At 59.0% G+C, this 21,010-nt stretch carries 16 protein-coding genes and 1 pseudogene; 6 read left to right on the top strand and 11 right to left on the bottom strand.

Translation table 11 applies throughout. The features are described 5' to 3' along the window. Window positions 1–281: 281 nt before the first annotated feature. The 11 genes and pseudogenes from HDE80_RS20890 to HDE80_RS20945 form a co-directional block, all read right to left on the bottom strand. Entirely contained in the window at window positions 282–659 is a 378-nt protein-coding gene (locus HDE80_RS20890) for a hypothetical protein (RefSeq protein WP_184674133.1), read from the bottom strand. A gap of 17 nt (window positions 660–676) precedes the next feature. Further along, window positions 677–1,129, bottom strand: coding sequence for a hypothetical protein (locus HDE80_RS20895; protein WP_184674135.1), 453 nt, complete (start codon window positions 1,127–1,129; stop codon window positions 677–679). Between the two features lie 148 nt (window positions 1,130–1,277). Beyond that, a complete protein-coding gene (locus tag HDE80_RS20900; protein ID WP_221437758.1) occupies window positions 1,278–1,724 on the bottom strand; it encodes an HIT family protein in 447 nt (148 codons plus the stop codon). A 488-nt stretch (window positions 1,725–2,212) separates the two neighbouring features. Beyond that, window positions 2,213–2,689, bottom strand: a complete 477-nt coding sequence (locus HDE80_RS20905; protein WP_184674137.1) for a VOC family protein — start codon at window positions 2,687–2,689, stop codon at window positions 2,213–2,215. Window positions 2,690–2,759: 70 nt separating this feature from the next. Continuing rightward, complete coding sequence (locus HDE80_RS20910) at window positions 2,760–3,134, bottom strand: hypothetical protein (RefSeq protein ID WP_184674139.1); 375 nt, start codon at window positions 3,132–3,134, stop codon at window positions 2,760–2,762. A 15-nt stretch (window positions 3,135–3,149) separates the two neighbouring features. Next, window positions 3,150–3,725 (bottom strand): hypothetical protein, encoded by a 576-nt coding sequence (locus HDE80_RS20915; protein ID WP_184674141.1) that lies wholly within the window; start codon window positions 3,723–3,725, stop codon window positions 3,150–3,152. A gap of 620 nt (window positions 3,726–4,345) precedes the next feature. Then, on the bottom strand, window positions 4,346–4,813 hold the full coding sequence (locus HDE80_RS20925) for an Hsp20 family protein (protein WP_184674152.1): 468 nt from the start codon (window positions 4,811–4,813) through the stop codon (window positions 4,346–4,348). 716 nt (window positions 4,814–5,529) lie between these two features. Continuing rightward, window positions 5,530–5,814: pseudogene (locus tag HDE80_RS22405) on the bottom strand (helix-turn-helix domain-containing protein); the annotation flags it as partial. 84 nt (window positions 5,815–5,898) lie between these two features. Then, window positions 5,899–6,669 carry an NrdJb gene (locus HDE80_RS20935; protein ID WP_184674156.1) on the bottom strand — a complete coding sequence of 257 codons (771 nt, stop codon included), beginning with the start codon at window positions 6,667–6,669 and terminating at the stop codon, window positions 5,899–5,901. Window positions 6,670–6,834: 165 nt separating this feature from the next. Beyond that, window positions 6,835–7,656, bottom strand: coding sequence for a hypothetical protein (locus HDE80_RS20940; RefSeq protein WP_184674158.1), 822 nt, complete (start codon window positions 7,654–7,656; stop codon window positions 6,835–6,837). A 60-nt stretch (window positions 7,657–7,716) separates the two neighbouring features. Next, a complete protein-coding gene (locus tag HDE80_RS20945) occupies window positions 7,717–9,876 on the bottom strand; it encodes an adenosylcobalamin-dependent ribonucleoside-diphosphate reductase (RefSeq protein WP_221437759.1) in 2,160 nt (719 codons plus the stop codon). A gap of 432 nt (window positions 9,877–10,308) precedes the next feature. Here HDE80_RS20945 and HDE80_RS20950 point away from each other — a divergent pair, with 432 nt between their 5' ends. The 6 genes from HDE80_RS20950 to HDE80_RS20975 all read left to right on the top strand — a co-directional run bounded on the left by HDE80_RS20950 (window position 10,309) and on the right by HDE80_RS20975 (window position 20,978). Then, window positions 10,309–11,709 carry a Do family serine endopeptidase gene (locus HDE80_RS20950; RefSeq protein WP_184674160.1) on the top strand — a complete coding sequence of 467 codons (1,401 nt, stop codon included), beginning with the start codon at window positions 10,309–10,311 and terminating at the stop codon, window positions 11,707–11,709. Window positions 11,710–11,963: 254 nt separating this feature from the next. After that, window positions 11,964–13,379, top strand: coding sequence for a substrate-binding domain-containing protein (locus HDE80_RS20955; protein WP_184674162.1), 1,416 nt, complete (start codon window positions 11,964–11,966; stop codon window positions 13,377–13,379). A gap of 18 nt (window positions 13,380–13,397) precedes the next feature. Continuing rightward, on the top strand, window positions 13,398–14,099 hold the full coding sequence (locus HDE80_RS20960; protein ID WP_184674164.1) for an HAD family hydrolase: 702 nt from the start codon (window positions 13,398–13,400) through the stop codon (window positions 14,097–14,099). Between the two features lie 88 nt (window positions 14,100–14,187). Beyond that, complete coding sequence (locus HDE80_RS20965) at window positions 14,188–15,567, top strand: leucyl aminopeptidase family protein (protein ID WP_184674165.1); 1,380 nt, start codon at window positions 14,188–14,190, stop codon at window positions 15,565–15,567. 601 nt (window positions 15,568–16,168) lie between these two features. Next, window positions 16,169–19,039: a TonB-dependent receptor gene (locus HDE80_RS20970; protein ID WP_184674167.1), complete on the top strand. Its 2,871-nt coding sequence runs from the start codon at window positions 16,169–16,171 to the stop codon at window positions 19,037–19,039. A gap of 76 nt (window positions 19,040–19,115) precedes the next feature. Continuing rightward, complete coding sequence (locus HDE80_RS20975) at window positions 19,116–20,978, top strand: sulfotransferase family protein (RefSeq protein ID WP_184674169.1); 1,863 nt, start codon at window positions 19,116–19,118, stop codon at window positions 20,976–20,978. Window positions 20,979–21,010: the final 32 nt, after the last annotated feature.

The raw sequence follows: 21,010 nt of genomic DNA on the forward strand, positions 1-21,010 counted from the left end.
AAGGAGTGCTTGATGAAGATGTTGTACCACCGTGAGCTCTCCTGTGGCGTCAGAAGCCGTAGATATTTTGGCACGTAGTTCAGTGGCCCAAAGTTGAAAAACGCGTCGCTCCTAACTTTGCCACCAGCATCATTTACCCGCAAAAGGACGACGCAGAAGTACAGGACGTTGAACAGTACGATGTCAGCGGCCAGAGCGATCCAACTGCATGTAAGTAGTGTCGACATGAGCGCTAACGCTGGAGTTAAGCGGCGGCGAAGCCGTCCGCCTTGAACGAGTAGTTAGCCCGCATGGTGCGATACACGTCGGGCTCGGCGCAACAACAAAAGAGACGCGAGTGCCAACAAAAGAGCAGCTGGAATTAAGCAGACTGGCCAAGGAGCACCAAGACCTAGCTGCATTAAGAATGCAACACAGACCGCGGCGCCACCACTAGATAACTTGCCCCAGTACTCAGCTGTTTCCCAATCCGGCTTCGCCATTCCGTCCGGATTGCTAAAGCCACCAACAAAGTCATCGTCACTCGTGATGGCTGTACCAATGAGGGGCCAGCCGATGAAAGCGATGAGTGCTGATAAGCCCAGAGGTACACCGACGAACAAGTGCAGCAATGCTGTTATTGCTGTGGCTGCCAAGGGATAGAGAAACCATTGTTTCATGCTCGCTAACGCAAGAGTTAAGCGGCGTCCGCCTTGAATGAGTTGTTAGGCAAGCTTGGCTTAGCTACGAGCGACAACAACCAAGTAGCAACAGGTAGAGCAAATAGCGCAGGCAGCCAGCCAAGAGCGAACTGGCCAAAAAAGTGACCCAAATACATATTGCCGATCAACATACGATTGAGCCAGACAAACGGTGGAAGCACCGCCCATAGCAAATACAAGGAGATTCTTGCTGGACGCAGCTTCACGAGTACGAATGCTGCAGGAAGGGAAAGAACCACGTTGATGAAAAGATCAATTGGCAACAAGGTGGCGTGCAATGCAGTGCTACGCAGTCCCAGGTCGATAAGCCAACCGAGCAAAGGGCTGTGTACGTTTAGATAAGCCCAACACATAGGCAGAAAGTACGTCTGCACAAGCCCCAGTAGAAACGCCATTGCTGCTGATACCGAAATTGTTTGCAGCTTCATGCCTGAGTCTCCTTGTGTGCCTAACGCTTAAGCTGAGAGGCCGCTGCCGCGAAGAATTGGATTTACTGCAGCCTATCTGCAGCGGCTTGAATGAATTGTTAGGCCTGCATGGTGCGTCCAGGTAGCCCGACCCACAAGCCAAGTGCATCTATCGCAAAGCAGCCCGGAGAGTGGCTGCCAATTCAATGCGCTCCTCGGGGGTGTAGAGCACTTTCTGCCCCGCATACAGTCCGTCATCTGAATAGCGAGGAAATACATGAAGATGGTAGTGCCACACATCTTGATTGCCGACTGGCCCGTTGTGTTGGCGAGTGGAGATTCCTTCACAACCGAAGGCATTTTGCATAGCGTGCGCTAGGCGACGCGTGGCACGAAAGAAGTCGTTGCCAAGGTGGTCCGGGATATCCAACACGTTCTCATAGTGGCCCCGAGGTGCCACCAAGCAGTTGCCTTTTATTCCGGCGTAGTGGTGAGTCGGAACCAAAGCGAACACATTGGCATCCACCAAGATAACGGCTGATTCTGGAGCAGGCGATGGAAGCGTCTCAGCAATACCGCAGAACGGACACTTGTATCCGGGTGGAGCATTCTTCATAAGGGCTAACGCTGGAATTAAGCGGCGCCGGAAGCATCCGCCTTGAATGAATTGTACAGGCGGAGCGGCACGAGTCGGTCAGCAACCTAGACATCTTCATGCCACTCCAGTTTTGGCTCGGCGTACACATTTACTTGGTATTTGAGTAGAAGAGTATTGATGACTTTCTGGACGTTCTGTCCAGCCCTGTCTGATTTAACTTGGTGCTTCATTAATGAGAACGTGTCGATTGCTACTTTCTGTTCGCCATCAAAAATCCAAAACCAAGAGTCGCCCTGGACGCCCGATTCGAGACGCGAAAATGACCGTGCAGAAACTCCTTCAATTCTTCATGGAAGCCCCAGTGATCCTCCAAATATTCCATTTCGGCAAAGATCATTGAAACCTCGACATGCGCAGGAATTGAACAGCCTAACGCTTGAGCTAAGCGGCCGCTGCCGCGATGTATGGCATGTTACCGCAGCCACTCCGTAGCAACCTCTGAGTTTTCAACGCTTACGTTCCGTGGGATTCTCTCGTGAAGTCTGCTGCCCGAGCTGTTGGGCGAGCCCGATGAGAATTCCTTCGGGACCCCGGATGTAGCAGAGCCGGTAGATATCTTCGTAATTGACGACTTCATCGACCACCGTCGCACCGAGCTTGCTAAGCCTGGCGAGGGTGTCGTCGATGTTCTCGACAGCGAACATGACGCGCAGGTATCCCAACGAGTTCACGGGGGCTGTGCGGTGATCAGATGCGATGGCGGGAGCGTCGAAGCGCGAGAGCTCGATGCGGCTGTGGCCGTCGGGGGTGCGCATCATGGCGATCTCAACGCGCTGGCCGCGCACTCCGGTGACACGGCCTGCCCATTCGCTTTCGATGGGCATGCGGCCTTCGAGGGTAAGGCCGAGTTCGGTGAAGAACTCAACGGCAACATCGATGTCTTCCACCACGATGCCGACGTTGTCCATACGCTTCACTGTCATGATGTCTCCTCGGCGTCTAACGCTGGAGTTAAGCGCCGGCGTAGCCGTTCGCCTTGAACGAAATGTTAGGTTACTTAGTGTTGATGGCAGCAACTACTGCTCGACCTTTAACAGATGCGCGATACTGGACGACTGAAACACCCAGCATCTTTGCATCGCCGTCTGGCAGCGTATGCGACTCGTGGATTTCCACGAATCCTTTGACCTCAAGATCTTTGAGCAAAGACCAAGAACCGTCCTGCTCTAAAGTCTCCTTTCGAGCAAATACATGCGGGTCGGCTTGTAGTAATAGGGATATTTCACGAAGGGTTATGCCAAGAGTCGCCTGTGATTGCGATTCCTGCGCTTGCGCATGTGCAGCAAGTTGCAGGTTTGCATCGCGCTCGGCGCTCCATACATCTTGGGAGAGCGAAAGCGCTGCGAGAATGACTAAGAAAGCACGCATATGGAAGACCTAACGCTAATTAGCCGAGCCGCGAATCGGCTTCGGTTCGAATGAATTCTTAGCGCTCAATCGGACAACGGCCGCGGAGCGCTCTTGAATGGAGCGGAAGTAGCCAAAGTAGCGCATGGCGTATTTGCTGCCATGTGGAGGGTTGGCTTGGATACGTGGCCAGAACTCGTCGAACCCCACTTTTCGCAGGAGCTTCGCATACTCCCTGAACTCGCGAGGTGTGTCACCAGCTAGGAGCATGTCGGTAATTCGGCGCTGAATACGCACAATAAGCGCACGGGATAACTGAGTTTGTCGCAATGCTCGCGCAGTGGTGCTCTTAAGCCTCCGGCCAAAAGGAAACCTGCAGTCCTCCTCGATGAATTCGACGCCAATGGCTGAGCAAGCGGGGTCGCCTGCCTTAATACCATCGATCACAGCATCCATGATCGGATACGTCCACTGGACTTCGCCCTGTATATGAACCTTTGGAGAGAGTGTCTGCGGATCAGTTACTCCGAAACGAGCAGCATATTCGGCATGCCGCGCCTTGACAGCGGCGACAGTCCATTTTCCCGTTCCGTTGTAGTCCCGATGGATCATGATGTGAACGCTAACGTAGAGTTAAACGGCGGCGTCGCCGTCCGCCTGGGACGAATAGTGGGGCAGCAACTGCGAATGCCTGAATCAGGGTAACTGAGGATAGTGTGGAATGGCCTGACTAAGGCAAACCTACGGTTGCGCACTGGCCGTCCAAATGTCCAGCGTCGGCTGAAACGCCGAAGCGTCATCTAGCGTTGGAAAGCGAACGGACATGAATCCTGGGTTGGCATCGCCGCGCGTAAACAATGGCGAGCCACATTGCGGGCAGAAGCCGCGAGTCGCGAGAGCGCCACTGCCCGAGCGTACCGAATACGCTTCAGACGTGCCCGTGATCTCCATGTCCGCGTTATTCCCATTTCGCCAGCAAGTGGCTCTGGCCGCAGGCAGTACTCGTGGTCGTCAATCCAAGCTCTTTCTGTCGTGATCGATTGCGTCTCTGCGCCCTGTTCCCTTCCTTACGGTGGTCTCGGCATCTTCTCGTAGTCATTTTCATTGCATAAAAAAGGCGGCTCGCACGTAGCGAGCCGCCCGTTCCCCCCCCCCAAGATCATCGGGGTAGTCGTGTTGCTATCGCAGCAGCCACCACGGCTAAGCCCGATCGATCCCGCGGAGTGGCGATCTTACGCGGCGCGGTTTTCCACCAGCTTCGGCTGGCTCGCTTCGCGCGTTGCGCCGATGGCGATCTTGCGGGGCTTCATCGCCTCGGGCACTTCTCGCTTTAGCTCGATCGTAAGCAGGCCGTTGATCAGCTGAGCCTGGGTCACGTGCACGTGATCGGCAAGCTCAAAGCGACGAGTGAACGCCCGATTGGCAATGCCACGATGCAGATACTCGACGTTCTCGTCGTTTGACTTGCGTTCGCCGCTGACGATCAGCAGGTTCGGCTGCATCGAGATGTCCAGCTCGCCTTCGGCGAAGCCGGCCACGGCCATGGTGATCTGATAGGCGTCGTCGTTGAGCTTGACCGTGTCGAACGGCGGCCAGTTGTCGGCAGCCTGCGCGCGTGAGGCGTTTTCAAGCAGGGCAAACACGCGGTCGAAACCCACGCTGGAACGGTACAGGGGAGCAAAATCGAGATTGGTACGCATGACATATCCTCCTAGGAGCAATATGGAATCTGCCACCTCACGATGAAGTTGCAGTGCCGTCTGGATAGCCGGCGCGCAAAAATATATTTTTCCTTCGGCGTGTTTTCAAGACCCGGGTTTCAGCTTTTATTTAATTTTCTATGCACACGGGTGCGCCGGTCGTAAGCGTGTGGGACTAAAAAATTTCACAGACATTATCGGACGCAACGGCGAGGTTTTTGCTGGTGCTCTTCCGCCTTAGAAGCAGCGAAAATGGCCCTAGCTATCGGCGTATAACGGATCGCATCGGGTCTGCTCGCACGGCCACTATTTTGCCGCTACTCCCGGAAAATTAGACGCCCCAAAGCGGACGCTCGCGACCGGCAGCAACGGGTCGACTTCTTCCCTTCGCAGCTTGTCGGCCCTTCAGCGAAACTGCAAGTACATCTATCCGCCGTCCGTGCTCCGTCACTTGCGCGTCCCGTTCGCCCTGGTAACGCGATAGTCGGCGAACCAGCCTCATCTTGGTAGCGCTTTCAGGCCATTTCGGGTGGCGGGTTTGAGAGCATTCCAGATGGCGGGCTTGCATCGTTAGGGGTGGCCGGTTTCGAATGGAATATGCATGCACGAACAGGATATGGGCTGTCTGGCAGCGTTGTCGGTCGAACTGGGGCACCCGAAATCTGAGCACTCGTCTTGATATCAGTAACGGCCTGGATTTGCCGGTGCGCGAATTTTTAGGCGATAGCTTTGCGCTGATTGAGGCGTGACGTCGCCTTCGTTTTCTTGATTTTGCTTGATTCGCACGAGGCACTGACCGCATCGTAGTTGGCGCCAGATTGGCTGCAAAAATGATCGGTTAGGTGGCCGATGAGATCATTCATTGCTTCGATCGCAGGAGAGTAGTACACGAACCGGTCACTCTGCCGACTCACGACCAAGCCAGCGTGAGACAGCTCTTTGAGGTGAAATGACAGAGTGGCATTGGGCACACCAAGCTTCTCCGCGATAGCGCTCGCCGCTACTAGCAACTTAAGGGATCAGTGCTAGCGCCTTTTAGGTGTCCCCACACGAACTGTTTACACGGGGATCTTCAACCCCCTGCCTCACCCGCACTTCGAATACCCACAATTCAAACACGTCTGACACCCGTCCATCAGCACCAGCGCCTGCGTGTTGCACTTGGCGCAGAGCGTGGCACCTGGCGGGAAGCCGGCGGCGTTGAGCTTGGGTTTGTTGTCGCTGGTGCTGGCTGACGTTGCGGCAGTTGCTACTGGCGCTGCGTTTACATCAGAGTTTTTTTTTGCACTGGCGGCCTCGTAGGCGGCGCGCTTGTCGGCAATGAGCTGGCGGGTGGACTCGTCCATCTCGGGGTCGTGGATCATGCCGATGTTTTTCATGTGCTGCTCCACCACCGAGCCGATCTCGGCAACGATGCTGGGCATGTAGACGCCGCCGGATTTGAAGTAGCCGCCGCGCGGGTCGAACACGGCTTTCAGCTCTTCGACGATAAAGGTGACGTCGCCGCCCTTGCGGAACACGGCGGACATGATGCGGGTGAGCGCCACGATCCACTGGAAGTGGTCCATGTTTTTCGAGTTGATGAAGATCTCGAATGGACGGCGCTGCTCGTGCGCAGTGCCCGCATTGAGCACGATATCGTTGATGGTGACGTACAGCGCATGCTCGAACAGCGGCGACTTGACCTTGAAGGTGGAGCCGACCAGCGTCTCGGGACGCTCCACGCTTTCGTGCATCTGGATCACTTCGGCCATCGGCGGCTCTTTGGCCGTGGCGGGCACAGCGACCGCAGCGACCTTGTCTTCGGGTTTGACCACGTTGTAGCCGGTGATCTTTTTGTCGATTTTGGTCGCCATGATGTTCTTCTGTGTTGGGGCGTTATAGAGATAGATATGGTGCTTGCGGGCAGCGAATGAAAGGTGCCTGGCGGTGCGACTGGCTCACGCGGCGCAGTTGGCGCGGAGGGTAACGCGGTGAAAAACACCCGGCCCGGCGCGTGGCCGGACCGGATGCGGTACGGCTTACTTCTTTTTTGCAGTAGCTTTCTTGGCGGCAGATTTCTTTGCCGTCTTTACGGCCACTTTCTTGTTTACACCTTTTACGGTGCTGGCAGTGGACCTTTTCACCGTCTTGGCGACGGCTTTCTTGCTTGCACCTTTCTTGCTTGCACCTTTCTTGCTTGCACCTTTGGTGCTTGCACCTTTCTTGGTGCTGGCGGATTTCTTGACGACCGCCTTCTTGGGCGCGGCTTTCTTTGTAGCCGACTTTTTGCTGCTGACCTTCTTTACGACCTTAGCGACAACTTTCTTGACGGCCTTTTTGGCGGAGGCGGCTTTCTTGGCCACCTTGCCGGCCACTTTCTTGACGGCCTTGGTCACGGTCTTTTTGGTGCTGGATTTTTTCACGGCGACTTTCTTGTTTACACCTTTTACGGTGCTTGCACCTTTTTTGGTGGCAGCGGCTTTTTGGGCGGGCTTGGCTTTCTTGGCCGGCGCCTTTTTAACGGCCACTTTCTTGGCGACTTTCTTCACTGCTTTCTTTACGGCTTTTTTGGCAGCGACTTTCTTGGCAGCCGCTTTCTTCGGTGCAGCCTTTTTAGCGGCGGCCTTCTTGGGCGCTGCTTTCTTGGCAGCGGCCTTTTCCGGCGCAGCCTTTTTCACGGCGGCCGGCTTGGCGACGGCTTTCTTGGCCGGGGCTTTTTTGGCAGCCGGCTTCTCGGCAACAACAACGGCTGGTGCGGCGACCGGTGCTGGAGCCGGTGATGGTGGCGTCTCGACGACAACCGGTGCTTCCGTGACGGGTGGTACGACTGTGGTGTTTTCTACTTCGGTGTCGATGGACATGGTGGGTTCCCCTCCGATGAGCGATTTTGATTTCGCCGCACGCAGAACGCGTGCGACGTGTCAGAACTTGCCGTAATAACCTTCCTTCAAGGCATCGAAGAGGTTGGCGGCGGAATGCATCTCTCCGTCGTACTCCACTTGCTCGTTGCCTTTCAGTTCGACAACGCTACCGTCTTCCAGTTCGAAGCGGTAGAGGGTGTTTTCAAGATCGGCTTCTTTCACCAGCACGCCCTGGAAAGCGGCGGGGTTGAAGCGGAAGGTAGTGCATCCTTTCAGGCCTTGTTTGTAGGCGTAGAAATAGATGTCCTTGAAATCTTCGTACGGATAATCGGTGGGCACGTTGGCGGTTTTGGAGATCGACGAGTCGATCCACTTTTGCGACGCGGCCTGGATGTCGACGTGCTCTTTCGGGCTGATGTCGTCGGCGGAGACGAAGTACTCTGGCAGCTTGTTGGCCACCACGTCGGTGAACGGCAGCGCCTCGGCGTTGATCAGCGCGCGATAGGCGAGCAGCTCGTAGCTGTAGACCTCGACCTTCTCTTTCGACTTTTTGCCTTCGCGGATTACGTTGCGCGAGTAGTGGTGCGCAAAGCTCGGCTCGATGCCGTTGCTGGCGTTGTTGGCCAGCGACAGCGAGATGGTGCCGGTGGGCGCGATGGAGCTGTGATGGGTGAAGCGCGCGCCGGTCTCGGCCAGCTCGGCAACCAGGTTGGGCGCCACCTCGGCGATGCGCTGCATGTAGCGGCTGTACTTGGCGTGCAGCACGCGGCCGGGGATGCTGTCGCCGACCTTGTAACCGTCGGCAATCATTTCGGGGCGCTTGCGCAGCATGTCGCCGGTGACGGTGAAGTCCTTGGCGAGAATCGGTGCAGGGCCTTTTTCCTTGGCCAGCTCGAGCGCGACTTCCCAACCGGCGACGGCCATCTCACGCGAGACGTCTTCGGTGAAGGCGACCGCTTCGGCGGTGCCGTAGCGATGCTTGAGCATGGTGATGGTGGAACCCAGGCCGAGGAAACCCATGCCGTGACGGCGCTTGGATTCGATCTCGTTGCGCTGCTGCGGCAGCGGCAGGCCGTTGATCTCGACCACGTTGTCGAGCATGCGGGTGAACACCTTCACCACCTCGCGATACTCGTCCCAATCGAAGCGCGCCTTGGGGCCGAACGGGTCACGCACGAAGGTGGTGAGATTGATCGAGCCGAGCAGGCAGGAGCCGTAGGGAGGAAGTGGCTGTTCTCCGCAAGGATTGGTCGCGCGGATATGCTCGCACCACCAGTTGTTGTTCATCTCGTTGACCTTGTCGATCAGGATGAAGCCCGGCTCGGCGAAGTCATAGGTGGACACCATGATCATGTCCCACAGGTGCCGCGCGCGCATGGTGCTGTAGATCTTGCAGGCGACCAGGCCGTCTTCGCGATCGATGTAGTTTTCGTGCGTGGGCCACTCACGCCAGACGACCTTGCTGGCATCGGCGAGATCGATCTCGTGCTTTTCCTTCACGTGCACGGGATAGACCAGCGGCCAGTCCTGATCGTTTTCCACCGCGTCCATGAAACCGTCGGTGATCAGCAGCGACAGGTTGAACTGACGCAGGCGACCGTCCTCGCGCTTGGCGCGGATAAACTCTTTCGCGTCGGGATGGCTGATGTCGAACGTGCCCATCTGCGCGCCGCGGCGACCACCGGCGGACGACACGGTAAAGCACATCTTGTCGTAGATATCCATGAACGACAGCGGGCCGCTGGTGTAGGCACCAGCGCCCGAGACGTACGCGCCGCGCGGACGCAACGTGGAAAATTCATAGCCAATGCCGCAGCCGGCTTTCAGCGTGAGGCCGGCTTCGTGGACTTTCTCCAGGATGTCGTCCATCGAATCGCGGATGGTGCCGGAGACCGTGCAGTTGATCGTGCTGGTCGCGGGCTTGTGCGCCAGCGCGCCAGCGTTCGAGGTGATGCGGCCAGCGGGGATCGCACCGCGGCGCAGCGCCCACAGAAATCTTTCGTACCAATGGCCACGCAGCTCGTCGCTGGCTTCGACATCGGACAGTGCGCGCGCGACGCGCTGATAGGTTTCGTCGATGCTGCCATCGACTGGTTCGCCCGACTTGGCCTTGAGACGATACTTTTTGTCCCAGATGTCGTATGAGGCAGGTTGCAGCGGAATTTCCACGGCGGCATCGCGACTCATGGGGTTGGTGGTTGGCGCACGCAATGTGCTCATCGGCTTCCTTACTCCCGTTACGGCCTTGCGGCCCGGTTACTTATTATTCGAATTGTTTTTGGTTGGTGCGACTGCGTTAGTGCCGTGCTTCTGCGTGACCGAATCTGCGGCGATATCTTGCTGTTTTGTGACGATAGTCAGGCCATGAGGATTGCCCTCCAACCCATGTGTCGCCTACTTATCAACGACAACGGCTCCCCTGAGATCGTTAGACGTTCGACACCAGAGCTAGTTTGAATTTCAGCAACCAGACACAAGATGTTGTGGTCGCCATCGATTAGTGACGTTACCCCTGACGTCCGCCGATGTAAAGTAGTTATGCATGCAATTTCACAAATCCGCCGTCGCAAGGAACCGCCGCAGGCAGCGCAGGTCGAAACTGCGCTACCTGGTCATGTCGTGTACTGAATTCATTATCGTTAAGGAGGAACCATGCCGTTACGCCCTTTCCGCTTTCTGCCCTGGCTGACCGCCGTGTTGGCGGCGCTTGCCATAGGCGGCGTACCGACGATCAGCCGTGCCGCCATGCCCCCGGCGATCGACGGCCAGCCGATGCCGTCGCTGGCGCCGATGCTGCAACGAGTGACGCCGGCGGTGGTGAATATCTCGTCCAAGAAGCACGTGCAGGTGCAGAACCCTTACTTCAACGATCCCGTGGTGCGCCAGCTTTTTGGTCTGCCGGGCGGTTCGCGCGAACGCGTGGAACAAAGCCTGGGCTCAGGCGTGATCGTGGATGCGGCCAAGGGTTACGTGCTGACGAATAATCATGTGGTTGGCGGTGCCGACGACATCAGTGTGACCTTGCAGGATGGGCGCACGTTCAAAGGCAAGCGCATCGGCACCGATCCGGATACCGACGTGGCGGTGGTACAGATTCCCGCCGATCACCTGCAGGCGCTGCCGCTGGCCGATTCGAACCAGCTGCGCGTGGGCGATTACGTGGTGGCCGTGGGCAACCCGTTCGGACTGGGGCAGACGGTGACCTCAGGCATCGTTTCGGCACTCGGGCGTTCAGGCCTGGGCAGCGCGAGTTCGGGCAGCACAGGATTCCAGAATTTCATCCAGACCGATGCATCGATCAACCCGGGCAACTCCGGCGGCGCACTGGTGAACCTGCGCGGTGAACTGGTCGGCATCAACACGATGATTTTTTCGCCCTCGGGCGGCAATGTCGGTATCGGCTTCGCGGTACCCACCGCAATTACCAGCGAGGTGATGGAACAGCTGCTGGCGCATGGCAAAGTCGAGCGCGGCAACCTGGGGCTGCAGACGCAGGCCATCACGCCGCGCATTGCCAAGCTGCTGGCACTCAATGACACCAACGGCGTGGTGGTCACTGGCGTCAGCGCGGGTTCAGCTGCTGAACAGGCCGGCCTGCAGCCGGGCGATGTGCTAACCACGCTGAACGGCAAGCCGCTGCACAGCGTGGAAGAACTGCGCAACACCGAAGGTCTGCTGCCGCTGGGCAGCAATGTGCAACTCGGCGTGGTGCGCGATGGCAAGAGCAGCATCGTCAACGTCACGCTGAGCGCGGAAAAACTCAGCAGCGTCGACGGCGGCAAGCTGGATGCGCGACTGGCCGGCGTCATCTTTAGCGACCTGAGCGACGACCAGCGCGGCCAGGGCATGTTCGGTGCCGTCGTGAGCTCGGTGAAACCGAACAGTCGCGCCGCGCTGGCCGGCCTGACGACCGACGACATCGTGGTCGGCATCGGCAACCAGCGCATCCCGAGCGTCAGCGTATTGCGTGGGCTGGCCAACGTGCACCTGCGCCAGCTGGTGCTGATCGTGGCGCATGCCGACGGCAACAACCGCTATGTAGTCATCAATTAAGAGGTCTCACAAGGTCAGCGAAGCCTGTGCGGTCGCACCAAAGAAAGCAGCCATGGATGGCCACTCCATCGACATCGGCGGCCATGTCTTCACACACATGGACCCGTGCACGGTCGCGTTGTCTGAACATAAATACATGAAAGCGCTTGATGTTTTACGTTCAGGCCGATGAAATACCCTGTCAGCCTTCATATATGCGCATCGGCAACGCGCCATACTTACGCCACTCACTTTCTATCGGGGTTCTCCATCACATGTCTCTTCGTCTTGCCCGCTTGCTGTCGGTCACCCTGATTGGGGCCTGCCTCGCCACCTCCGCATTTGCCGCCAAGACCACGCATACGAAGTCGCATGCGAAAACCACCGTCGCGAAAGGTCCGAGCCTGATCTGGCGTGGTGACGTGGCCACGGCGCAGGGCGTTGTCGACGAAGTGGCGCTGGCCTGGGAGAAAGCCGGCCACGGTTCGATCGAACTGCAGCCATTCAACACCGCATCCGGCATTGATGCCGTGGCGACTGGCACAGCGGATCTCGCCGGCAGTGCACGTCCGAGCGACGGTAGCTCGCAGAACACCGATCTGACCTTTACCCCGGTCGCATGGGACGCGCTGGTGATGGTGACCAATCCGGCCAACCCGGTCAGCAACCTCACGCTGAAGCAGCTGCACGACATCTACTTCGGCAAGATCACCAACTGGAGTGAAGTGGGCGGCGGCAGCGCACCGATCGACCTGTACGCGGTGGCGAGCCCGGGTGACGGCGTGGAATACAGCCTGCGCACGCTGCTTTTCGGTCACGGCAACCAGCCGGTGGCCGCGCCGCGCCTGTACGTCAACACACACAAGCTTGAGGAGGGCGTGAGCCTCAACCCCAACGGTCTCGGCGTTGCCACCATGGCGGACGCGGCATCGAACCCCAAGCTCAAGATGATTCCGATCAACGGCATCACGCCGACGGTGTCCACGGTCGGCAACGGCAGCTATGTGCTGTTCACCCCGCTGTACCTGGTGACGAACCCGCGTAACCCGAAGGCCGCCGACGTCAGCGCGTTCATCGACTTCCTGCAGACCGATGCCGCCAAGGCTGCGATGCGCCGGCATGGCGTGGTGCCCTTCAGTGACGGTGCCGCGCTGGCGTCGATCGACGTCAGCCGTCGCAACAGTATCCTGGCAGAGACCGGTGGCCACGCCAGCCACATCGCACCGGTGACCGTGCCGAGCTCGGCGCCTGTCGCCAGCGAAGCGTCGCGCGTCGCTGTGGCTTCTGCCGTCTCCGGCACACTTGCAGCAGGCGCTCACGGTGCCAACACTGCAGCGGTCAGCGACAAGACCCAGATCACCGGCGTCAAGGGCAGCGTCGCCGCGGTGGCTGTCACCAGCTTTGCGCACGTGAAGGGTTCGGTGCTGGCATCGAAAAAATCCAAGGCCGACAAGCATGCCGCCAAAACCGCCGACGAAGACGCACCGGCCAAAGCGACCAAGAAAGTCAGCGCTGCCGAAACCAAGAGCACGGCCAGCGCAAGCGGCAAGAGCTACACCGTAACCAAGGGCGACACGCTGTTCTCGATCGCCAGGAAGCACTCGGTCGACGTGGCCCAACTGCGCGACTGGAATCACCTGAAGGACAACAACGTCAAACTGGGTCAGTCGCTGCGCGTCAGCAATCGCTGATCGCTTCAATTCAGCGACGTGCGAATACTTGCCCTAACGCTGGATCTCGACGACACGCTGTGGCCGGTACTGCCGGCTTTGGAACGCGCCGATCACGCCGTTGACGCGTGGCTGCAGCTGCACCATCCCGATGTTGCTCGCGCATGGCCGGTCACGGCGATGCGCGAGCTGCGCATGAAGGTCGCCATCGAGCGGCCCGACCTGGCCCACGATTTCAGCACGCAGCGGCAGCTCACCCTGCAACACGCCTTTGCCAGCTGCGGTATCGCCACCGCACCGGTGGATGCACTGTGGGAAATCTACTTCGCTGCACGCAACAGCGTGGAGCTATACCCGGACAGCCTGCCGGCACTCATGCGCCTCACCGCGCGCTGGCCGCTGGCGAGCCTGACCAACGGCAATGCCGACCTCGAACGCGTTGGTATCCACAGGCACTTCCAACATCACATCAGCGCTCGTAACACCGGTACCGCCAAGCCCGACCCGCGCATTTTTCTGGCTGCTGCGGAATGCCTCGGTGTCGCGCCGGAAAACATTCTGCATATCGGCGACGATACGGAACTGGACGTCGTCGGTGCACGTGATGCCGGCATGCGCACCGCGTGGATCAATCGACACGGCGCAACCTGGCCAGCCGATCTGGGCAATGCACCCGATCTGGATGTGCCGGACATGACTGCCCTGGTCGAATGGCTTGAACGGCAACCACCGACAACATAGTCAGCCGTTGGCAAAGCGGGCATCATGCGCGGTGGAATATTTTGGAATCGGCACCGCCCGTTCCAACAAGAGCTAAAAGGAAAGCCGCATGTCTGCCCTGATCGAACGCACCGCTGGTGCACGCCAAAGCATTGCCATTGAAGCCGTCGACACGGCGCATCTTGCCGCTGCACGCAAGCGCCTGACTGCCCCACAGCGCCGCGCGCTGGACGAAGGCGGATTCGTTGCCAATCCCGGCACCTTCGCCCTGATCAACGACACCACCGGCAAACTGGTGCGCGTGCTGGCTGGCGTGCATGCGGGCGATTCGCTGGGCGCCCTCAGCGGGCTTCCGGCAACGCTGCCCGAGGCAACCTATCACCTGGCCGACGAAAGCACGATCACCGATCCGATGCAGGTCGCCCTGGGCTGGGCTTTAGGCGCCTATCAGTTCAACCGCTACCGCAAAGCCAAACGCGCACCGGCCACGCTCGCCGTTGCAGCGAATGATTTGAAAAAACTGCAGCCGCTGATCGATGCCACCGCGCAGGTGCGCGATCTGGTCAATACGCCGACTGAGGACATGGGTCCACAGCATCTCGCCGCAGCGATCAAACAACTCGGCAAAACCTACAAGGCAAAGGTGCGCGAGTGGGTCGGTGACGAACTGCTCAAGGCCAACTTTCCCACCCTGCATGCTGCCGGCCGAGCGAGCCATCGCGAGCCGCGGTTGATCGAATTGTCCTGGGGCAAGGCCTCACACCCCAAGCTGGTGGTCATCGGCAAGGGCGTGTGCTTCGACACCGGCGGCCTCAACATCAAGACCGGCGACGGCATGCGCTGGATGAAAAAGGATATGGGCGGCGCGGCCCATGCGATCGCCCTGGCCGGGCTGATCATGCAGGCAAAGTTGCCGGTGCGTTTGACCTTGCTGGTATCGGCGATAGAGAACGCGGTGTCTGGCAACTCCATCCGCCCGGGCGACATCATCACGACCCGCTCCGGCATCACGGTGGAGATCGACAACACCGATGCGGAAGGCCGGCTGGTGCTGTGTGATGCGCTGACCTACGGCGGCGAACAGAAGCCGGACCTGATGCTGAATTTCGCCACGCTGACCGGCGCGGCGCGCGTCGCGCTGGGTCCGGATCTGCCGGCACTGTTTGCCAACAACCACGCACTGGCCAGCGCGATGCTGGCAGCCAGTCGTGCCGTGAACGATCCGGTCTGGCCGATGCCGCTGTGGCAACCGTATCGGAAGATGCTCGATTCGCACGTGGCCGATCTGGTCAACTCCGCACCTTCGCGGCACGCCGGCGCGATCACCGCGGCGCTGTATCTGGAACGCTTCGTGCCTAGCGAGATTCCCTGGATGCATCTGGATACCTACGCCTGGAACGACGCCGACCGTCCCGGTCGACCGCGCGGTGGCGAGGCGATGGGCCTGCGCGCCACATTCGAGCTTTTGCAACAGCGTTACGGCCACTGAAGCGTTTCCACTGCGATGAAGAACGGCGCCTTGGCGCCGTTTTTTTTGGCCCTATGATCCTGCGATATCGCGGACCTTCGCTGAAGGCGAGAAGCCCGCGTAATCACTAATCCAAAAATTGACGCGCCGCCCCAAGCCAGAAATCCCGAGTGCGGTGATCGGATCGCGAGTCATCCCCCAGATACAACTGATCTTGCCTTGTTGGCAAGCCAGCGTGATGGCCGCAGGACAGCGTTTTGGCCGGCAGCGGAGCAGCCACGCGTAATGCTTTTCTGTCCCGCGGCAAGGCCACTTGTCCAAGTTGGTTTTCGGGGTTGCATGTTGCGTTGCAAAATTAAATTCATTTGAAGTCTTTTCTTACGATCATGTTTCTGTAACAGTCGGTAAGGGGACAGGGTTTTGCGACGCGACGATTTTCGGTTCTTGCAACGTCGTGTTCGCTGCGGATATTGGGAAGTGGTCCCCGGTGACAGAGTAAATAACGACGGCAGCCAGATGAGCACGGGGGGTGCTCTATTTGGCGTAACCGGGTGTGGTTCTGCACTCAACGCTGCGCATCGATCACGTACCGCGCATCGCTCTACTTCAACGGGGAAAGCACATGAAATACGACTTGAATCACCTATCCATGGCGGTACGTCTGGCTTTGACCATAGGTGTTTTCTCGGTGGCTGGCGCGGTCCAGGCACAAGACTCGACCACCACCACCACCGATGCCGCCGCGAGCAGCCAGGCCAAGCCGGACCAGCCATCGAAAGACAAGGCAAAAACCCTGCAGGCAGTATCCGTCACCGGCTCGCTGATCCGCCGCGTGGATAGCGAAACGGCCAGCCCGGTGGTAACCCTGGATCGCGCCAATATCGAGGCCTCGGGCAAATTGACTCTGGGCGATACGCTCCAGCAACTTCCCAGCGTCCAAGGTAACGCCACCAACACCCAGAACAACACCAACGGCGGTGGTGTCGCAAGCCCCAATCTGGAAGGCGGCGATGGCGCAGCGCGCATTTCACTGCGCGGACTGGGCGAAGACCGCACCTTGATGCTGGTTGATGGCCAGCGCCTGGCCAATCAAGACCTCAACATGATTCCACAAAGCATGATCGAGCGGGTCGACGTCCTGGCCGAAGGTGCCTCCACGGTGTACGGCTCAGACGCCATCGGCGGCGTGGTCAACTTCATCCTGCGCAAGGATTTCAAGGGTGCCGAGCTCAGCATCAACGATGGCATTTCCAGTCACGGCGATGGCCAGCGGCACGGATTCGACCTTACGCTCGGCGAAAGCGGCGAACGCGGCAGTATCGTCGTGGGCTTGGACTACAACAAATACGACCCCGTGCTCGCCACCCGACGCGACTTCTCCGCGCATCAGCTCTACCTGTCGAGCGGCGTCATCACGCCATCCGGCTCCAGCAACATCCCGACCGGCAAGATTCAGGTACCTGCCCTCGTTAGCCAGCTCGGCTGCAGCTCAGGCTACGTCACGCGGGCACAGGGCAGCGGATCGAGCCAGGGCGATTATCGCTGCTACCGCGGAGCCTCCGACACCTTCAACTACAACGCATACAACTATATCGAGACCGAGCAGGAGCGTACCAACGCCTTCGCGCTCGGCACCTACAAATTCACGGACGATATCACCGGCTATGCGAACGTGTTCTACGACCACACCCATTCCAGCGGCCAGGACGCCCCCGAGGGGACTTCGGCGAACAGCGACGGTTGGTACGTGCTCGCCAGCAACCCAAACAATCCGTTCGGCATCACCTTCGGCACGCCTCCGGGCGGCGGCACGAACAGCGGTTATGGATTCAACACCCGACTTACCGGACTTGGCACCCGCCTGCATACCTTCACCACCGACAACCTGCAGCTGAATACTGGCCTGCGCGGCAATTTCGGCCAGAGCAGCTGGACCTGGGATGCCTCGCTCAATTACGGCTATTCGAAGCGCCAGCAGAACGACTTCAACGAGCTCAACATTGACGATCTGCAGACCGCCATCAACAACGGGGCGAATATCTTCGATCAGTCCAGCCCGGCGGTCACTTCAGCATTGCGCTCTGCCGTGGATACGCCAGTCTATGTCAAGACCGATAGCCAGAAGCAGGTTCAATTCCAAGCCAGTGGCGAGCTGTGGGATCTGCCGGCAGGCCCGATCATGCTGTCCGTGGGCGCCCTGTATCGCCACGAGTCGATGAACTACACCGTAAGCGACGACGCCATCCTCGATGTCGACTCGCTCAGCTGCCAGCTGGTGCAGGAAGCCTGCGGCGGCCCAGGCCGGGGAGCAGACAGTGTCAAGGAGTTGTATGCCGAATCATTGATTCCGCTGCTCTCCCAACAGCCATGGGCCGAGTCGTTGAACCTCGACCTGGGCATCCGCACTTCGGACTACAGCACTACCGCCGTCGACACCAACAAAAAGATCGCGCTCGAATGGAAGCCGATCGCCGATCTGCTGGTGCGGGGCACCATTTCCCAGGTATTCCGCGCCCCAAATCTTGACGAACTCTACGATGGCTACAACATCACCAACCCGAATCTGAACGATCCGTGCACCAATCTCAGTTCCGCGCAGCTCGCGCAACACGCCAACGCGTGCCAATACGTGTCGGTCGGTTACACACCCCAGGGCCAGCAGATAGACGGCTTGACCTCCGGTAGCAAGGTCCTCGGCGGATCGTTGAAGCCCGAACAAGGCAAGTCCGTCGATATTGGCCTGGTCTACGACCCCAGCTGGTTGCCCGGCGTGTCTACCACGCTCGACTTCTGGCACGTCTATCTGACGGACACGCTGACCACGCTGACCGCGCAAACTGCGGTGAGCTCCTGCTTCAACAATGAAAACAGCCCATATTGTTCCTACATTCACCGCTACGATGACAGCACGCAAGAAGCCGGCCAGATAGATTACGTCAGCACGCCTGCGGTCAATCTGGGCAACCTGAGCACGACTGGCATCGACTTCACATTGAACTACCAGATCCCGCATTTCGATCTGGGCAATTTTGACCCGGGGCGGTTCAAGGTCGGCCTCAATACCACCTACACCTCCACCTACAAGAACGATGCAACTCCCGGCCAAGCTAGCGCATCGACGATCGACTACGCCGGCACCTATAGCGCGCAGTTTGGCAACATCGCTCGCTGGCGTGGCACCTTGTCGCTCAACTGGACGAAGGGCAACTGGAGCGCCCAGTGGCAGACCCGATACGTCAACAAGGTGACCAACCTCAATGCCGATGCCGACATCCCCAATGTAAATATACCGATGGCTTCGGTGCTTTATCACTCGATCCAGGTCGGCTATGAGGTGCCGGCGATCCACACTCGGTTCGACATCGGCGTGGATAACCTCAGCAACAAGATTCCGCCGCTGTCCTACCAGAACGCTACGAACTACAACGTGGATACCTCCACCTATGACACCCTTGGACGCTATTTCTGGGCCCGCGCCACGATCAAATTCTGATTTGCAAGCGCAAAGGAAGTCCTCGTGAGACAACCGCTGGCCGTGGCGCCGCCAGCGGATACCGAATCGACCCCGCATGACCCTCTCAAGCACCCATCTCGCCGATGCCATGGCGTCCGCCTATCGTGCCGGCGAGATGGAACGGGTCATCGCTCTGGCCGAGCCCATCGCGCAGTCCGGTAAAGCCGACGAAGCGGTCACGCTGCTGCTCGGCCTGGCGCAGCAGGCGACACATCGCTATGCCGAGGCCACCGCGTCTTTCCGCCAGCTCACGCAGATGCGACCCGACGTTTCCGCCTACTGGAACAATCTGGCGCTCGCCTGCCGGCAAACGGGCGATACGCCCGAATCGGAGCGGGCTCTCCTGATAGCCCGATCACTGGCCCCAGGCGACGCGGAGGTGCACTACAACCTGGGTCTGCTTTACGTGCAAGAGCGGCGCTGGCTGCTGGCCCGCCAGGCACTGATGGATGCGGTGCATCTGGCCCCCCACTTCATCGAAGCTCGGTTGCAGGCCGCGCATACCTGCTATGTCTGCGGCGACAACACGGGGCAGGAAGCCATGCTGGCCGGCGCGGCCGACTGGCCACCGCAACCCGCCGAACAAGCGTTGACCTTGGCCGCCATGCTGGCCGTGCAGGGGGATCTGCACGCCGCCTTTGATACGCTGGCGCGAGCCGAACTGCCAGGGGAACCCGACGCGGGCAGCATGCGATTGCGCATCACCGCACGGCGGATCGCACTTCACGAGCGAAGCAATCAGATCGAGCGCGCGAAAACCGAGTTGATCCAGCTGCCACTGAGTGCACTGGATCAACTACCTACGAAAGCACAACACGCCCGCGCGGAAGGCTGGGCGGCACACGCCGCCATGGCCATGCGTGAAACCGCCTATGCCAATGCCGCCGAACTCTATCAACGGATGCTTGCACTCGCGGTCGACAACGAAAGCCAGGCTGCTGCGAACTTTGGCCTGGCATCTGCTTGCGACAAGCAGGGTAAGTATCGTGAGGCATGGCAGGCTGCTTCCGCTGCGCATGCAGCACAGCTGCATATGGCGCACGACGTGCTGCCGGAACTGCTGGCAGCCGATAGCCAACCCTTGCAGATGACGAGCCGCGTTGTCAGCCGCATCGGGCACAACGCCTGGACGACGCTGAGCTCGCCATCGCGCGAGCAGAGTCCGGTCTTCGTTGTCGGTTTTCCGCGCTCGGGCACGACCCTGCTGGAACAGATGCTCGATGCCCACCCGGATTTCCGGTCAATGGACGAACGTGCCTTTATCCATGAACTGACCGAGCGCATGGAGCAGGTCGGACAGCATTATCCCAACGATCTGGCAAATCTAACCCAGACTGAAGCCGACCATTTGCGCGCCGTCTACTTCAAGATGGTTGGCAATGTACTGCCCGACCTTGGCGGACACCGCTTGGTCGACAAGAATCCGCTCAACATGCTGTGCCTGCCGATGATCATGCGCTTGTTTCCAAACGCATGCATCATTCTGTGCGTGCGCCATCCATGCGATGTTTTATTGAGCTGTTACATGCAGCCGTTCCGCTCGCCAGCGTTCATGGTGCTTTGCTCATCGCTGCAGCGTCTGGCGCGCAGTTACGTACAGGCGTTCGAACACTGGCACAAGCAAGTCGACGTCTTTGCGCCGCGCGTGCTGGAGTGGCGCTATGAATCCGTGGTCAGTCATTTTGACGATCATGTCGCGCAGCTGGGGCAGTTTCTCGACGTCGCCGATGCTGCGCCGATGGCACGCTTCGCCGAACATGCGCAGGACAAGCATTACATCAGCACACCGAGTTATGCCCAGGTCACCCAGGGTATCCATCGCAAGGCGGTGAACCGCTGGCATGCTTATCGGGAACCATTCCAAGCCGTGCTGCCGATATTGCGGCCGTTGATGGACCGTTTCGGCTACGGCGAATAGACGCCGCTTTGGACGTCCAAAAAACAGCGCCG

Origin of the sequence: Rhodanobacter sp. A1T4 (assembly GCF_014207185.1) — a bacterium.
GTDB lineage: Bacteria > Pseudomonadota > Gammaproteobacteria > Xanthomonadales > Rhodanobacteraceae > Rhodanobacter.

Excerpts from the sequence above, each read along its gene's own strand:
- HDE80_RS20965 (WP_184674165.1), top strand. The coding sequence starts at position 14,188 with ATGTCTGCCCTGATCGAACGCACCGCTGGTGCACGCCAAAGCATTGCC.
- HDE80_RS20890 (WP_184674133.1), bottom strand. The coding sequence starts at position 659 with ATGAAACAATGGTTTCTCTATCCCTTGGCAGCCACAGCAATAACAGCA.
- HDE80_RS20925 (WP_184674152.1), bottom strand. The coding sequence starts at position 4,813 with ATGCGTACCAATCTCGATTTTGCTCCCCTGTACCGTTCCAGCGTGGGT.
- HDE80_RS20900 (WP_221437758.1), bottom strand. The coding sequence starts at position 1,724 with ATGAAGAATGCTCCACCCGGATACAAGTGTCCGTTCTGCGGTATTGCT.
- HDE80_RS20915 (WP_184674141.1), bottom strand. The coding sequence starts at position 3,725 with ATGATCCATCGGGACTACAACGGAACGGGAAAATGGACTGTCGCCGCT.
- HDE80_RS20905 (WP_184674137.1), bottom strand. The coding sequence starts at position 2,689 with ATGACAGTGAAGCGTATGGACAACGTCGGCATCGTGGTGGAAGACATC.
- HDE80_RS20910 (WP_184674139.1), bottom strand. The coding sequence starts at position 3,134 with ATGCGTGCTTTCTTAGTCATTCTCGCAGCGCTTTCGCTCTCCCAAGAT.
- HDE80_RS20975 (WP_184674169.1), top strand. The coding sequence starts at position 19,116 with ATGACCCTCTCAAGCACCCATCTCGCCGATGCCATGGCGTCCGCCTAT.
- HDE80_RS20940 (WP_184674158.1), bottom strand. The coding sequence starts at position 7,656 with ATGTCCATCGACACCGAAGTAGAAAACACCACAGTCGTACCACCCGTC.
- HDE80_RS20950 (WP_184674160.1), top strand. The coding sequence starts at position 10,309 with ATGCCGTTACGCCCTTTCCGCTTTCTGCCCTGGCTGACCGCCGTGTTG.
- HDE80_RS20945 (WP_221437759.1), bottom strand. The coding sequence starts at position 9,876 with ATGAGCACATTGCGTGCGCCAACCACCAACCCCATGAGTCGCGATGCC.
- HDE80_RS20895 (WP_184674135.1), bottom strand. The coding sequence starts at position 1,129 with ATGAAGCTGCAAACAATTTCGGTATCAGCAGCAATGGCGTTTCTACTG.
- HDE80_RS20935 (WP_184674156.1), bottom strand. The coding sequence starts at position 6,669 with ATGGCGACCAAAATCGACAAAAAGATCACCGGCTACAACGTGGTCAAA.
- HDE80_RS20955 (WP_184674162.1), top strand. The coding sequence starts at position 11,964 with ATGTCTCTTCGTCTTGCCCGCTTGCTGTCGGTCACCCTGATTGGGGCC.
- HDE80_RS20970 (WP_184674167.1), top strand. The coding sequence starts at position 16,169 with ATGAAATACGACTTGAATCACCTATCCATGGCGGTACGTCTGGCTTTG.